Consider the following 15064-nt stretch of genomic DNA (forward strand, 5'->3'; position numbering starts at 1 on the left):
TGCTGCTCCGCACCAGCATTTCCCACAGCTCGTCAGGCCACTGTAAGCGGGAGCTGTGCGTCTGCGACCCTCCTTTACTACGGACAAACAGGACACCACGCGAACCGCCCGCCCGGCCACGACCCGGTGCCCCCGCCCGCCGCTCCCGCGAGCGGCCGAAGAGTGCCCTCCGCCCGCCCGAAGGGTGGCACCATGACGCGGTGACCCACGCCCGTCAGCACACGATCCAAGTCGTCGCCCACCGGGGCGCCTCCGAGGACGCCCCGGAGCACACCCTCGCCGCGTACGTGAAGGCGATCGAGGACGGGGCCGATGCCCTGGAGTGCGACGTACGGCTCACGGCGGACGGCCACCTCGTCTGCGTCCACGACCGCCGGGTGAACCGCACCTCCAACGGCCGCGGCGCCGTCTCCGCGCTGGAGCTGGCCGACCTCGCCGCGCTCGACTTCGGTTCCTGGAAGGACCCGAACGAGAGCCCGGACTGGGGCGACCGCGAGTACACCTCGGTCCTCACCCTGGAGCGGCTGCTGGCCCTGGTCGCCGACGCCGGGCGCCCCGTCGAGCTGGCCATCGAGACCAAGCACCCCACGCGCTGGCGCGGCCAGGTCGAGGAGCGGCTGGTGCAGCAGCTGCGGCGGTTCGGGCTGGCCGACCCGGAGCCGGACGCCTCGCCCGTACGGATCATGAGCTTCTCCGCCCGGTCGCTGCTGCGCGTCTCGGCCGCCCTGCCCGCCGTGCCGACCGTCTACCTCACGCAGTTCGTGTCGCCGCGCCTGCGCGACGGCCGCCTCCCGGCCGGCGCCCGGATCGCCGGTCCGTCGATCCGGCTGGTCCGCAACAACCCGGGCCATGTCGCCCGGCTGCACGCCGCCGGGCACGCCGTCCACGTCTGGACCGTCGACGAGCCGGAGGACGTGGAGCTGTGCGTACGCCTCGGAGTGGACGCCATCATCACGAACCGCCCCAAACAGGTTCTGCACCAACTGGGCCGCGCGTCACAGTAGTTACGGGGAGTGCTCCGGCGCGTTCGCTCCGTTGCCGCCCGTGTCGAATGCGTCACTGTATGCGGACTGGCCGGTTTCCGGTCCAGGCCATTGGGGCATTCACACCGTGGCGTGGGGCGAAGGAGGTCTCGGGGGTGGCGTTGGTGGTGGCACAGAAGGTGCCGACGTCGTCGAGCATGGCCGTACCCCACGGCCCTGCGGGCGTGGGCGAGGCGAGACACCGGATGCGGAAACAGCTGCTCAGCGGCGGTGTCTCCGAGTCGGTCGTCGACGACGCCGTACTGATCCTTTCCGAACTCCTCAGCAATTCCTGCCGGCACGGCAGACCGCTGGACGCGGCCGACGCCGGCGAGGGCGCCGTCCGGGCCGCCTGGCACGTCGACGCGCACGGTGGACTGACCCTCGAAGTGACGGACGGGGGCGGTCCGACCCGTCCGGTTCCGGCCACGCCCTCGGTCACCGCTCGCGGCGGCCGCGGGCTCAACATCATCAGCGCGCTCGCCCTGGAGTGGGGCGTACGGGACGGTGCGGGCGGCGAGGTCACCGTCTGGGTGACCGTCACCGGACCAGGGGCTTCGCACGCCGATCGCGCTACGCGCGTCAATGGCCACCACGGCGACCACCGCCCCACCCGGGGCACCGTCCCCGGCGCGGCCGGCTCCGGCGGCCTCGGCGGCATGGCGGCGACGGCGCCCATCGGTGGCGAATTCGGCTTCCTCGACGCGTACGAGGACGTGGACTGAAGCCCGCGACGATCCGGTGCGGCTAGGCTCGCGGCCGACAGAGCACCGCGTTGTAACGGGAGAAGCCACGCATGGCCAAGAAGCGCCCCCAGACGAAGGCCGCCAAGCCTCAGCTGACGAACGGAGAGGTGCCGGTCGTCGGGGCACGGGAGCCCTGCCCGTGCGGTTCGGGCCGCCGCTACAAGGCGTGCCACGGCCGGGCCGCCGCGCACGCGGTGACGGAACTGGTGCAGCGCCCCTTCGAGGGGCTGCCCGGCGAGTGCGACTGGGTCGCGCTGCGCGAACTGGTCCCCGCCGCGACCGCCCCGCTGCACCTGAAGGACGGGCTGCCCGAGGGCGTGCCGTCCGTCACGCTGGCGACGGTCCTGCCGATGGCGTGGCCCGCGCTGCGCCGCGACGACGGCTCCGTCCTGCTCGCGCTGCAGAACGACACGTCCTCCGGTGACCTGAGCCGCGACATGGCGGACACGCTCCAGCGGGCGCTCGCCGCCGAGCCGGGCTCGCCCGTCGCCGCCCGCCGCGTGCCGGCGGACGGGCCGCGGCTCCAGGACCTGCTCGACGCCGACGCCGGCTTCGAGCCGGTGGTCCACCAGGGCTTCGAGTTCTGGGTGCCGGACTCCGCCGAGACGGCCTCGCCCGAGGTCGCGGCATCGCTGGAGCGGGCCAACGCCGCCGCGATCCCGACCGTGAAGCTGGCCGGCGTCGAGGCCGCGTACTGGTGCGAGACGCCGGAGAAGAACCACCTGCGCTGGGTCATGCCGCACGCCGAGGAGAAGCTGCTCGACGCGCTCGCCCGGCTGCACGCCGCCGGGACGTCGTCGCTCGGCGAGGGCACCCGCCTGGTGGGCTCGTTCCGGGCGCACGGCCTGGTCGTGCCGGTCTGGGACCTGCCGACCGGCATGGGTGCCGAGGAGTGCGAGAAGCCGGCCGCCGAGTTCGCGGAGCGGCTGGCGGCGGCGCTGACGGTGGACGCCCCGCTGACCGCGGAGGAGCGGCGGGCGCGTGGCGGCCTGACGAACCGTCAGGTAACCCTCAGCTGACGTTTTTCGCCCGTCCGGGTAGGGCCGTCCGTCCCTTACTCATCGGTAAATCCCTGTCCGAATAACAGAGATCGAATTTGCGAACGGACGATCTCTTGTTACGGTTCTAAGAGCCCGGTCGCTGGTGCATCCCCCGTCGCCAGCGACCGGGTTCTTCCATTTCCGCGGAATGCGATCTTCCGCTTCCGCTCAACCCTCCAGCGCCTCGGGCGCGTTGCTTCCGGACCTCAGCAGCAGCGGGCTCTCCTCGTCGACGCCCGCGGCGACCTCAGCCATCGCCGTGTAGTCACGGAGCGTGCCCCGGCTGCGCTCACGTGGGGTTTCGCAGGTGCGCGGCTCGTCGTCCGCCGGCACCACGCAGTGCGTGCGCACCGTCCGCGCGCCGGGTCCCATCAGGGTGAGGACCGCCCGCAGCTCCTCCCCCTTGGTGTTGCGGTAGTACGTACGCCCCCAGGTTTCGCCGCCCTCGGTCAGGACGCAGGTCTGCGCCTCGACCCCGTCCGGGGACACGAGGGACGGCCCGCACTTCGAGGTGCGGGCGCCATCACTTTCGGCCAGAACGTCCGGCAGGGCCGAAGGTCCCCCGGAATCGGGGTCGCCGGAGGTGTCGCGCGGTTCGGCGGACGGGGAGGGCGCTGACGCGTCGGGCGCGTCCGGCACGCCGAGCACGTCGGGCGCCGCCTTGGCGTCGGCGGCCGGGAGGGCGCGGCCGGGGCGGGCGGCCGGGCCGGACTGCGGTCCTGCTGCCGGGCCCGCGGTCGCGATCACCGGCAGGAGCGTGGCGGTGGCCACGACGATGCCGAGCCCGATCATGCGGAGATTCATGGGGTGTCCCACCTGCCACTGCCAGTGTCCGGACGGTGGGCCGAAGATATCGGTGCGAGGCGCGCGCCTTACGGGCCGCGCGCCCGTTTCCCGTACAAAGTCGCCCCGGCTCACACCCGTACGAGTGATACGGGTTGACGCGCCGGGTCTCCGTCGGTGTCAGCGGCCCAGGCGCCGGTCGGCCTCGGGCCGGGCTCAGTAGCGGAGCCGGCTGCCGCCGCCCGGGGCGCTGGTGCTCGCCTCGACCAGCGCGTCCACGACCGTCTCCACGCGCGGCAGCCACGGCGCCGCCGGCCCCGGCTCGGGCGCCCGCTCCCAGCGCACCCGGCCACCGCCGGTGTCCGAGGGCGGCAGCACCAGATAGCCGCCCTCCCCGTGGAAGCGCAGCGAACTGGGCACGGAGTCCTGCGCGTACAACAGCTCGCCCAGCTGCTCCAGGCTGTACGGGGCGACCAGCAGCGACCAGCGCGTGGGCGTCGCCACGACCGGGCCGAGCCGCATGCCGAACAGGTCCAGCACGGCCAGGGCGCGGGCCCCCGCGACGGCGGGCAGGCTCACCGCGCACGGCGCGCGGCCGCCCGTGGCCAGCACGACCGGCGCGTCCGGCCGGTTGGTCCACCACCAGCGCACCATCCGGGTGTCGGTGGTGGCCGCGAGCAGGCCGGGGTCGAAGGGGTGCGCACCGGGAACGACGCACTCCGGGTCGGGGCAGGCACAGCCGCGCCCGCGGTCACCGCGGCCACCCGCCGCCTTGAGCCCCACGCCGGGGAGTACGGGCCAGTGCCACTCGGCGGCGCAGAGCAGCGCCGTGTCGAGTTGGGCAGGCCCCTTCTTGCGGCGGAACCGGAGCCTGCGTCGCCTTCCGAGGATCTCGCGCATGAGCGCTCGTTCCTTTCCGTTGAACGCCGAGGTCCACATCACAACACGTGTGCGTTACTTCACTGTGCGTACGGAGCGGCGATTCGCCGCCCTTGCCGCTGGCATGGGTCGACCCCGCTGCCGGTGCGGCGAGACAACACCGCTGGGGCCGAGCGTCGACTGCAGTCCATTAAACGTGTGGCGAGGGGTGGCGCGGGCAGGGCGCTTTTCGATCCGCTTGCTGTGCCGCCGTCCGCAGTCCCGCTGCTGTGCTGATCTTTCCCGCCACCCGGGGACGGGGCGCGTCCTCGATGGTGAGGACGCCAGGACTTCCCGACGGGTTCCGGGCCTGCCCCAACTGCCCCTGGCCACCAACGATTACGTACCCCACGCGCTCGGAATGACGCTCCCCCCGGAATCCGTCACGAAGATCCACGAAGAGCCGTGAAGATCGGTCCGGTGTCGCTTCCGGGTGGTGCCCCTTTGTCGAACGCGCTCAGTCGACCGCAAAACCTCCCCATCGGGGCTATTTTTTGGCCAAGTTCAGCATCGCACAGACACCACGCGTCCCGCTGGACAATGCTGGACATCCCCTTACTTCTGCGTGTACATGTGGATGCAGTGATAGCGGCGCAGAATGACATGCGGATTGACATGGGGGTTTGCGATGCTATTGAGCAAAGAGAAGCAGCCGGAAAGCCGGCTGCCATGAGCGCCCCTCACCTGCCGAAAGTGGCTGGAATCGATCCAACGGTTCCCGCTCCTGCGCACACTGCAACGCCTCACCCGGGCATCCCCACCGCGCATCCGGCACCCGGCGCGTTGATCCAGGACCGGCTGGCAGGCTGGGTCTCCGATCTCACCACCCTCCACGAACTCACCGAACGCCTCGCCCGGACGAGCACACTCGACGACGCCCTGCACGAGCTGCTGAGGGCCGGCGCCGCGCTCGTCGGCGCCCCCCGCGGCATGGCCTTCCTCGAACCGGCCGACGGGCTCGGCCCCACGGTCACCGTCGGACTCGGCCTCGCCCACGCCGACCTCGGCACACTGGAAACCGTCCCGCGCAGCGCCACCTCCTACGGACGCCTCCTCGACGGGCTGCCCGGAGGCCCGCTCCCCGAACGGCCCGCCCGTGACGGTCCGCTGCCCGAGCCCCCCGCCCCCGCCCCGGTCGCCGTCCCCGACCTCCTCGGCGACGAGCACCTGGACCCCCGCCACCGGGAGGTCGCCGCCCGCCTCGGCTTCGCCGCGAGCTACGCCGTACCGCTCGTCACCGAGTCCGCCGGCCGGCTGGGTGCCGCCGTCTGGCTGTACGACGAGCCGGCCGAGCCCCCCGAACGCCGCCGCCATCTCGTCGGCCTCTACGGGCAGTACGCCTCCGAACACCTCGCCCGCCTGCTGGAACTGGAACGCGGCCGCGCGAACGTCGCCACCATCACCGAGGAACTGCTCCCCACCCGGCTCCCCCGCGTCCCGGGCGTCCGGCTCGCCGCCCGCCACCACGCCGGCCCCCGCGGCGGCGGCCACTGGTACGACGCGCTGCCCCTGCCGGAGGGCGCGCTGGGTCTGGCCGTGGGATCCGTGACCGGATCCGGACCGAGCGCGCTGGCCGCGATGGGCCGGCTGCGGGCGTCCCTGCGCGCGTACGCGGTGATGGAGGGCGAGGACCCCGTCGCCGTACTGTCCGACCTGGAGCTGCTGCTGCGGCTCACCGAACCGGCGCGGTCCGCCACCGCGCTCTTCGCGTACGCCGAGCCCGCCCAGCGCAAGGTGGTGCTGGCCGGGGCCGGGCACGCCCCACCGCTGATCACCGGCGAGCGGCGCGCCGAGTACGTCGAGACCTCCTTGTCCGCGCCGCTCGGGATGCTGGCCTGCTGGGAGGCGCCGAGCGTGGACCTCGTCGTCGAGCCCGGCGAGACGCTGCTGCTCTACACCGACGGGCTGCTGCGGCGGATCGGCGGGCCGGTGGACCGCGCCTTCGCCCGGCTGCACGCGGCGGCCGCGAGCGTCCCGAGGGCCGACCGGGCCGATCCGGGTGCCGTCGCCGACCATGTGCTGCGGGCGGTGCTGCCGGGCGGCCTTCCCGCCCCCGCGCCGCACGGCGCCGTGCCGTCCGGCGCCGTGCCGTCCGGCGGTGACGAGGACGAGGACGTGGTGCTGCTCGCGGCCCGCTTCGACTGACCGGCGGCCGCCGCGTCGCGTGACGCCGAGTTGGCCTCCCGTGACTCTGGGCCCCCTTCCGTACGACCGTACGATGGAGGGGGTTCAGTGTCGTACCAAGAGGAGGCGGACCCGTGGCCGAAGAGCTCACCCCGGACGCTCTGGAGACCCCAGAGACCGAAGAAGAGCCCATGAAGCAGCGCAAGAACGGCCTGTACCCGGGCGTTTCGGACGAGCTCGCGGCGAACATGAAGTCCGGCTGGGCCGACACCGAGCTGACCGACCTGGAGCCGATCGCCCAGGCCGGGCACACCGCCGAGCGGCGGGCCGCGCTGTCCGCTCGCTTCCCGGGCGAGCGCCTGGTGATCCCCGCGGGCAATCTGAAGATCCGCTCCAACGACACCGAGTACAGCTTCCGCGCCGCCACCGAGTACGCGTACCTCACCGGCAACCAGACCGAGGACGGCGTCCTCGTGCTGGAGCCGAAGGACGGCGGCCACGACGCGACGCTGTACCTGCTGCCGCGCTCCGACCGGGAGAACGGCGAGTTCTGGCTGTCCGGCCAGGGCGAGCTGTGGGTCGGCCGCCGCCACTCGCTGACCGAGGCCGCGGCCCTCTACGCCATCCCGACCGCCGACGTGCGCGAGCTGCCCGCGAAGCTCGCCGAGGCCACCGGCCCCGTGCGGGTCGTGCGCGGCCACGACGCCGGCATCGAGAAGGCGCTCACCGACAAGGTCACCGCCGAGCGCGACGAGGAGCTGCGGGTCTACCTCTCCGAGGCGCGTCTGGTGAAGGACGCGTTCGAGGTGGCGGAGCTGGAGAAGGCGTGCGCCTCCACGGCCCGCGGCTTCGAGGACGTCGTGAAGGTCCTCGACAAGGCCCAGGCCACCTCCGAGCGCTACATCGAGGGCACGTTCTTCCTGCGGGCGCGCGTCGAGGGCAACGACGTCGGCTACGGCACGATCGCCGCCGCCGGCCCGCACGCCTGCACCCTGCACTGGGTGCGCAACGACGGCCCCGTCCGCTCCGGCGACCTGCTCCTGCTCGACGCCGGTGTCGAGACGAACGAGCTGTACACCGCGGACGTGACCCGCACGCTGCCGATCTCCGGCACGTTCACCGACATCCAGCGCAAGATCTACGACGCGGTGTACGAGGCCCAGGAGGCCGGTATCGCCGCGGTGAAGCCGGGCGCCAAGTTCCGTGACTTCCACGACGCGGCGCAGCGGGTCCTCGCCGAGAAGCTGGTCGAGTGGGGCCTCGTCGAGGGCCCGGTCGAGCGGGTCCTGGAGCTGGGCCTCCAGCGCCGGTGGACCCTGCACGGCACGGGTCACATGCTCGGCATGGACGTCCACGACTGCGCCGCCGCCCGCACCGAGGCGTACGTGGCCGGCACGCTGGAGCCGGGCATGTGCCTGACCGTCGAGCCGGGCCTGTACTTCCAGGCGGACGACCTGACCGTGCCGGAGGAGTACCGCGGCATCGGTGTGCGGATCGAGGACGACATCCTCGTGACGGAGGACGGCAACCGGAACCTGTCGGACGGGCTGCCGCGCCGCTCCGACGAGGTCGAGGCGTGGATGGCCGGCCTCAAGGGCTGACGCCCTGTCGTACGGACGACGTCCCCCGCCGGCGCTGCCGGCGGGGGACGTTTCACGTGAAACAACGGGCGTCAGGTGAGGGCCAAAGGCGCGTCGGCCCGCCATTTGACGATCTTGTCGAAGCTCACCACCGCACCGCCCCGCCCGGCTCTGTTGCCGAAGTGGACATGGTCGGCGAGCTCTTCGATCAGGCGCAGGCCGCGCCCGCTCTCGGCGTCCGGAGAGACGGCGGCGAGGGTGGCATGGACGGGCCCGGGCGGGAAACCCGGTCCCGAGTCGGCCACTTCGATACGGCACTTCTCGCCGTCCAGGTAGGCGGTGACCCGGAACTCCGTGGCGCCCTCCCCACCGTGCTCCACCGCGTTGGCGCAGGCCTCGCCCAGCGCGAGCGACAGATCGTAGGAAGTGTCCGGGTCGACCCCCGCGGTCTCCATGGTGCCGAGGAGGAGGCGACGGGCGAGCGGAACGCTCGCAGCCTCGCGCCGCAAATGGAGAGACCACCAGATGCTCATGCTCCAGCCTCCTGGCTGCGGCTCGACATACCGTTACGTATTGCCACGATTCGGGCACGTAAGCATGGAGTTGACGCCAGAGCCCTCATTCGGCGGATGACGCGGAAGCGGTGCCTGCCGTATGGAGCGCGCACGCGTGATGGGATGATGGCCCCGCCATGTTCGCCCCCTTTGGTCCACGGCTGCTGCGGGCCGCGGTGTTCACCGCGGTCTGTCTTGTGCTGTCCGCGCTGGGCCACGTCCTCGCGGCCTGCGCGGCCGTCCCGTGGTGGACGCTCGCCATCGGGTTCCTGGGGGTCTTCGCACTCGCCCTCCCGTTCACCGGGCGGGACCGCTCGCTGCCGTCGATCGCGTCGGCCCTCGCGGGCGGACAGCTGGCCCTGCACGCCCTGTTCGGGCTCGGCCAGCAGCACACCGCCGCCCAGGCCTCCGCGGCCGCGGCGGACGACGCGCTGATCCGGGCCGCCGCACGGCTCCTGTGCGGTGCGGGGGCGTCGGCGATCAGCCCGGGGGAGGCGCACCGGATCGTCACGACGGCCGGGCTCGACCCCGCCGCCGCCGCTGCCGCCGCGATGCCCGCCGGGACGGGCGTCGCCGTCGACCCGCAGGTGCTGCCCAGCCTCTCCATGGTCCTCGGGCACCTGCTGGCCGCCCTGGTGACCGGGTGGCTGCTGCGCCGGGGCGACCTCGCGATCCTGCAACTGGCCCGGCTGGCCCAGGTGTCGGCCCGGGGTGTCGCCGGGGTCGCCGAACAGGCCCTCGTCCGCGCGCTGCGCGGCGCCCTCGTCCTCGTACGCGCACTCGCGGCCGGGCTGCCCGCGCCCACCTGGGCGGGCCCGCGGTCGCGGCGCGGCGACGACGACATCCCTCCGCCCGCGTCGGCGGAAGCACTCCAGCACACGGTGATCAGGCGCGGCCCGCCGGCCGTATTCACCCTCGCAGCCTGACGCGACCCACTCGACGGGAGTGGTGTCGCGATGCCCTCGCGCGCCGGCCCGGCTCCGCCGTCGCCGCGCTCCGGGCGTACTCACCCCTACCTGCACATGGAGTGTGTTCCGCCGTGAACGTCTCTCGTCGTCTCGCCGTCGCCGGCGCCGTCGCCGTCTCCTCCGTCCTGTTGCTCTGCCCCGCCGCGTACGCGCACGTCAGCGTGCAGCCGCAGGGCGAGGCCGCCAAGGGCGGCTACGCGACGGTCAATTTCAAGGTCCCCAACGAGCGGGACAGCGCCTCCACCGTGAAGCTGGAGGTCACCCTGCCGAAGGACCACCCGCTCGCCTCCGTGATGCCGCAGCCCGTGCCCGGCTGGACCGTGAAGGTCGAGAAGGCCGCGCTGGCGAAGCCGCTGGAGCTGCACGGCAAGAAGATCACCGAGGCGCCCTCGAAGATCACCTGGACGGCGAACGGCTCGAAGATCGGCCCCGGCGAATTCCAGCAGTTCCCGGTCTCGCTCGGCCGGCTGCCCGAGGACACCGACCGGCTCGTCTTCAAGGCCCTCCAGACGTACGACAACAAGGAGGTCGTGCGCTGGATCGAGGAGCCCAAGGACGGGGCCGCCGAGCCCGCGACCCCTGCTCCCGTGCTCAAGCTGTCCGCCGCGACCGAAGGCCACCACGGCGGCGGCGCGCCGCAGAAGCCCGAGAACCAGGCCGCCGCGCCCGCGGCGGCCACCGGTGACGCCACCGACACCACCGCCCGCGTCCTCGGCATCGTCGGCATCCTGGCCGGCGTCGCGGGCGTCGCCTTCGGTGTCCTGGCCGGACGCCGCCGGTCCGCCTGACCGCCTCCCCTCACCCTGCCAAGAGAGAAACCATGCGCAAGCTCACCCGTGCCGTGCGGCCCCTCCGGGCCGCGCGACGCGCCCCGCTGATCGCGGCGGCGCTCGTCGCCGCCTCCGCGCTCACCCTGTCCGCGTGCGGGCCCACGACCCCGAAGGCCGACGGTCCCGCGGCCGACGTGTCGCTCGCCCCGGACTCGGGCAAGCCGGGCACGGTCCTGGACCGGCCGTTCACGAAGCCCGACCTTGTCCTGACGGACACCACCGGCAAGCCGTACGACCTGCGTGCGCGCACCAAGGGCAAGCCGGTGCTCATCTACTTCGGCTACACGCACTGCCCCGACGTGTGCCCGCTGACGATGAGCAACATCGCCATCGCCAAGAAGAAGCTCCCCAAGGCGGACCAGGACAAGCTCCAGGTCGTCTTCGTCACCACGGACCCCGAGCGGGACACCCCCGCCGAGCTGGCCAAGTGGCTGCCCGCGGCCGGCGACCCGTCCTTCATCGGACTGAGCGGCGAGTTCGCCACGATCCAGGCGGGCGCCCGCCAGATCGGCATCGGCATCGACCCGCCGAAGAAGGAGAAGGACGGCTCGGTCGTCTCCATGCACGGCGCACAGGTGATCGCGTTCTCGCCCAGGACGGACCAGGGCTATGTCGTCTACGGCGAGAACACCACCGTGGAGGACTGGGCCAAGGACCTGCCGAAGATCATCAAGGGGGAGAACCCGTGAACCGCCGCACCACCCGCACGACCCGTTCCACCGCCACGGCGTTCGCCTCCGCCATAGCCCTCGTCGCCGGTCTGGCCCTCGGCGGCTGCTCCTCCGCCGACGGCTCGGACGCCGCCCCGAAGCTGGAGGTCAGCGGGGCGTTCATGCCCGAGCCCGTCAACGGCGAGATGGCCGGGGGCTTCCTGTCGATCACCAACCTCAGCGGCGTGGACGACACCCTCACGTCGGTCACCAGCGATCTCTCCGACGACGTGCAGCTGCACGAGACGAAGGACCAGAAGATGCAGCAGGTGACGTCGTTCCCGCTGCCCGCGCACGACGAACTGCAGCTGCGACGCGGCGGCGACCACCTCATGTTCATGGGGCTGAAGCGCACCCCGAAGCAGGGCGACAAGGTCAGTATCGAGCTGCACTTCCAGAAGTCCGACCCCATCAAGGTCGAGCTTCCGGTCGAGGCGCGGAACCACAACCCGCAGCACCACTGACCCGGAAGGAGTGACGCACCATGACGGCCACCGCCTCCGTGCGGCCGCCCACCGCGCGGCTGCTGTCCGTGCTGCTGGTCCTCACCGCCGCGCTGCTCGGCACCGTGTTCTCGGGCACGGCGTCCGCGCACGCCGCGCTCACCGGCAGCGACCCCGCGGACGGGGCGGTGGTCGCCACCGCGCCCCAGCGCGTCACGCTCACCTTCTCCGAGCAGGTCGCCATGGGCGACGACTCGATCCGGGTCCTCGAACCGAGCGGCAGGCGCGCCGACACCGGTGAACTTCGCGACCTGTGCAGCGGATCCGTGGTCCGGTACGGGGTGCAGCTGCGGTCCGGGCTGCCGACGGGCACGTACACCGTGGCCTGGCAGGCCGTGTCCGCCGACAGCCATCCGATCGCCGGCGCGTTCACGTTCTCCATCGGGGCGCCCTCGGCGACGACGGTGGCGCTGCCGGAGCAGCAGCCCGGCGGCGGCCTGGTCGGCTCGCTCTACGACGTGGCCCGCTACGCCTCGTACGCCGGTTTCGTCCTACTGGTGGGCGGCGCCGCGTTCGTCGTCGCGTGCTGGCCGCGCGGGGCGGCGGTGCGGCCGGTGCAGCGGCTGGTCGCCCGCGGCTGGGTGACGCTGACGGCGGCGACGCTGGCACTTCTGCTGCTGCGCGGCCCGTACACGACGTCGGGCGAACTGGCCGACGTGCTGGACCTGGACGGGCTCAGGGCCGTGCTGGAGACCAGGACCGGTGCGGCGCTCATGTCGCGGCTGCTGCTGGCCGGTGCGGCGGCGCTGTTCGTCGCGGTGCTGTTCGGGGCCTACGCCCGGCGCGAGGGCGCCGAGAAGAAGGACCTGACGTTCGGGCTCGCGGTCGGCGGGACGGTCGTCGCGGCCGGGATCGCCGGGACCTGGGCCCTGTCCGAGCACGCGTCGGCCGGGCTCCAGCCCGGCGTGGCCATGCCCGTGGACGTGCTGCACCTGCTGGCGATGGCGGCCTGGCTGGGCGGGCTCGCGGCCCTGCTGGTCGCGCTGTACCGGGAGCCGTCGCTCGAGCGGGCCGCCGTACGGCGGTTCTCGCGCGTGGCGTTCGGCTCCGTGGTGGTGCTGGCCGCGACCGGGCTGTACCAGTCGTGGCGGCAGGTCGGCTCCTGGTCGGCGCTGACCGGCACGGCGTACGGGCGGCTGCTGCTGCTCAAGGTGGCGCTGGTCGCCGTCCTCGTCGGCGTCGCCTGGGCGTCCCGGCGCTGGACGCGGCGGCTGGCGGACACGGCGCCGGGCGTCGCGGACGGCGCCGGTGCGGAGGGCGGTGGCGTCGATGACGCCGTTGCCGACGACACGACGCCGGAGGCGAAGGCCCAGGACGCGGAGGCGCGTGGCGGGGACGTACAGGACACGGACGCACAGGACACGGACGTACAGGACGGGGACGTACAGGACCCCGCCGTCGACCCCGAGCGGGCCGCTCAACTCGCCCGGCAGCGGGCCGCCGTGGCGACCGCGCGCAAGCAGCGCGCCCGCGACGCCGACCCCGCGCGGGCCGGTCTGCGGCGGTCCGTGCTCGCCGAGGCGACCGTCGCCGTGGTGCTGCTGGGCGTGACCACCCTCCTCACCGCGACCGAGCCGGGCCGCACGCAGGAGCAGGCCGACCGTACGCAGGCCGCGTCCGCGACGGCCGTACCCGACCGGCCGATCGACCTGCGCCTGCCGTTCGACACGGGCGGCCCCGCCGGCAAGGGCACGGTCCGGCTGAGCCTGGACCCCGGGCGCTCCGGCGCCAACACCCTCCAGGTGTACGTGGACGGGGCGAGCGGGCGCCCGCAGGACGTGCCCGAGCTGAAGGTGGCGTTCACGCTGGACGCCCAGCGGATCGGGCCGCTGCCGGTCGTGCCGGAACGGGTCGCGGCCGGGCACTGGAAGGCCACCGGCCTGCAGATCCCGATGCCGGGCGAGTGGCGGATCCAGGTGACCGTCCGGACCTCCGACATCGACCAGACCACCATCGAGAAGAACGTCAAGATCGGCTGACCGGGTGATGAGCGACAAGCAGGACGACCAGCAGGACATGGTGGAGATCTCGCGGCGACGGCTGCTGGGCACGGCGGGCGCCGCCGGTGCCGCGGGCCTGGTGCTGGGCGCGGCCGGCGGAGCCGCCACCTACGCGGCGGCCGGCGAGCCGTCCGGAGGCGGGGACGCGCCCGCGCTGGCGACGGTCGGCGCCGGGACGGTGCCGTTCCGCGGCGCCCACCAGGCGGGGATCACCACGCCTTTGCAGGCGCGCGGCCATGTGGTCGCGTTCGACCTGGCGCCGGGGGCGGGCCGCAAGGAGGCGGTCGCGCTGATGCGCCGCTGGTCGGCGGCCGCCGAGCTGCTGATGGCGGGCAGGCCGGTCGGGGACGGCGACAGCGGGGTGGCGCGCGACGCCGGCCCGTGCTCGCTCACCGTGACCTTCGGCTTCGGGGCGTCCTTCTTCGACCGTACGGGGCTGGTCGCGCGGCGGCCGGCGCAGCTGGAGCCGCTGCCCGCGTTCTCCGCGGACCGGCTGGACGCACGGCGCTCGAACGGCGACCTGTGGGTGCAGATCGGCGCGGACGACGCGCTGGTCGCGTTCCACGCGCTGCGGGTGATCCAGAAGGAGGCGGGTGCGGCGGCGAAGGTGCGCTGGCAGATGAACGGCTTCAACCGCTCGCCGGGCGCGACCGCGCGGCCGATGACCGCGCGGAACCTGATGGGCCAGGTCGACGGCACCAACAACCCGAAGCCGACGGATCCCGACTTCGACCGGCGGATCTTCGTCGCGGCGGGCGGGGACCAGCCGTGGATGACGGGCGGCTCGTACGCGGTCGTGCGGCGGATCCGGATGCTGCTGGACGACTGGGAGAAGCTCCCGCTGGAGAAGCAGGAGCGCGTGATCGGGCGCCGCAAGTCCGACGGCGCCCCGCTGACGGGCGGTACGGAGACGACGAAGCCCGATCTGGACAAGCTCGGGTCCGACGGCAAGCCCGTCATCCCGGTCGACGCGCACGCCCGGATCTCGGCGCCCGAGCAGAACGGCGGGGCGGCGATGCTGCGCCGGCCGTTCTCCTTCCACGACGGGATCGGGCCGGACGGGACGCCGGACGCGGGTCTGCTGTTCATCTGCTGGCAGGCCGATCCGCTGAGGGGCTTCGTGCCGGTGCAGCGGAAGCTGGACCGGGGCGACGCGCTGTCGGCGTTCATCCGCCACGAGGCGAGCGGCCTCTACGCGGTCCCGGGCGGCCCGGCGGACGGCGAGTACGTGGGGCAGCGGCTGCTGGAGGGCTGAGGCGCGGCGGTCGGCGGGGCGCCCGAGACGT

General features: G+C 73.2%; 14 protein-coding genes. 11 read left to right on the forward strand and 3 right to left on the reverse strand.

The annotated features are described in order from the left end of the window. The first annotated feature begins 200 nt into the window (after positions 1-200). The 3 genes from ABEB09_RS16120 to ABEB09_RS16130 all read left to right on the forward strand — a co-directional run bounded on the left by ABEB09_RS16120 (position 201) and on the right by ABEB09_RS16130 (position 2787). Positions 201-1004, forward strand: a complete 804-nt coding sequence (locus tag ABEB09_RS16120) for a glycerophosphodiester phosphodiesterase (protein WP_345690618.1) — start codon at positions 201-203, stop codon at positions 1002-1004. A gap of 47 nt (positions 1005-1051) precedes the next feature. Next, positions 1052-1747 carry an ATP-binding protein gene (locus ABEB09_RS16125; RefSeq protein WP_345690619.1) on the forward strand — a complete coding sequence of 232 codons (696 nt, stop codon included), beginning with the start codon at positions 1052-1054 and terminating at the stop codon, positions 1745-1747. Between the two features lie 71 nt (positions 1748-1818). Next, complete coding sequence (locus ABEB09_RS16130) at positions 1819-2787, forward strand: DUF5926 family protein (RefSeq protein WP_345690620.1); 969 nt, start codon at positions 1819-1821, stop codon at positions 2785-2787. A gap of 189 nt (positions 2788-2976) precedes the next feature. On the opposite strand, the gene ABEB09_RS16135 is transcribed toward ABEB09_RS16130, so the two are convergent. Together ABEB09_RS16135 and ABEB09_RS16140 are read right to left on the reverse strand one after the other, a co-directional pair. After that, entirely contained in the window at positions 2977-3612 is a 636-nt protein-coding gene (locus ABEB09_RS16135; protein ID WP_345690621.1) for a hypothetical protein, read from the reverse strand. A 195-nt stretch (positions 3613-3807) separates the two neighbouring features. Further along, positions 3808-4491, reverse strand: a complete 684-nt coding sequence (locus ABEB09_RS16140) for a bifunctional DNA primase/polymerase (protein ID WP_345690622.1) — start codon at positions 4489-4491, stop codon at positions 3808-3810. Positions 4492-5049: 558 nt separating this feature from the next. On the opposite strand from ABEB09_RS16140, the gene ABEB09_RS16145 reads away from it, so the two are divergent. After that, positions 5050-6654 carry a PP2C family protein-serine/threonine phosphatase gene (locus ABEB09_RS16145; RefSeq protein ID WP_345690623.1) on the forward strand — a complete coding sequence of 535 codons (1605 nt, stop codon included), beginning with the start codon at positions 5050-5052 and terminating at the stop codon, positions 6652-6654. Between the two features lie 113 nt (positions 6655-6767). Beyond that, the gene (locus ABEB09_RS16150) at positions 6768-8234 is read left to right on the forward strand and encodes an aminopeptidase P family protein (RefSeq protein WP_345690624.1); all 1467 of its coding nucleotides are present in this window, start codon (positions 6768-6770) and stop codon (positions 8232-8234) included. A 71-nt stretch (positions 8235-8305) separates the two neighbouring features. Here ABEB09_RS16150 and ABEB09_RS16155 read toward each other — a convergent pair whose 3' ends face one another. Then, positions 8306-8746, reverse strand: a complete 441-nt coding sequence (locus tag ABEB09_RS16155) for an ATP-binding protein (RefSeq protein WP_345690625.1) — start codon at positions 8744-8746, stop codon at positions 8306-8308. Positions 8747-8904: 158 nt separating this feature from the next. Here ABEB09_RS16155 and ABEB09_RS16160 point away from each other — a divergent pair, with 158 nt between their 5' ends. From ABEB09_RS16160 to efeB, 6 genes are all read left to right on the forward strand, one after another. Continuing rightward, positions 8905-9693, forward strand: coding sequence for a hypothetical protein (locus tag ABEB09_RS16160; protein WP_345690626.1), 789 nt, complete (start codon positions 8905-8907; stop codon positions 9691-9693). Between the two features lie 113 nt (positions 9694-9806). Further along, positions 9807-10523, forward strand: a complete 717-nt coding sequence (locus tag ABEB09_RS16165) for a YcnI family copper-binding membrane protein (protein WP_345690627.1) — start codon at positions 9807-9809, stop codon at positions 10521-10523. Between the two features lie 32 nt (positions 10524-10555). After that, entirely contained in the window at positions 10556-11254 is a 699-nt protein-coding gene (locus tag ABEB09_RS16170; protein ID WP_345690628.1) for an SCO family protein, read from the forward strand. Next, a complete protein-coding gene (locus ABEB09_RS16175; protein ID WP_345690629.1) occupies positions 11251-11739 on the forward strand; it encodes a copper chaperone PCu(A)C in 489 nt (162 codons plus the stop codon). Before ABEB09_RS16170 ends, ABEB09_RS16175 begins: the two co-directional genes overlap by 4 nt. Positions 11740-11759: 20 nt before the next feature. After that, a complete protein-coding gene (locus ABEB09_RS16180; RefSeq protein WP_345690630.1) occupies positions 11760-13757 on the forward strand; it encodes a copper resistance CopC/CopD family protein in 1998 nt (665 codons plus the stop codon). Between the two features lie 7 nt (positions 13758-13764). After that, the gene (gene efeB / locus ABEB09_RS16185) at positions 13765-15033 is read left to right on the forward strand and encodes an iron uptake transporter deferrochelatase/peroxidase subunit (protein ID WP_345690631.1); all 1269 of its coding nucleotides are present in this window, start codon (positions 13765-13767) and stop codon (positions 15031-15033) included. Positions 15034-15064 lie beyond the last annotated feature (31 nt).

The organism is Streptomyces coeruleoprunus (genome assembly GCF_039542925.1).
Taxonomy (GTDB): domain Bacteria; phylum Actinomycetota; class Actinomycetes; order Streptomycetales; family Streptomycetaceae; genus Streptomyces; species Streptomyces coeruleoprunus.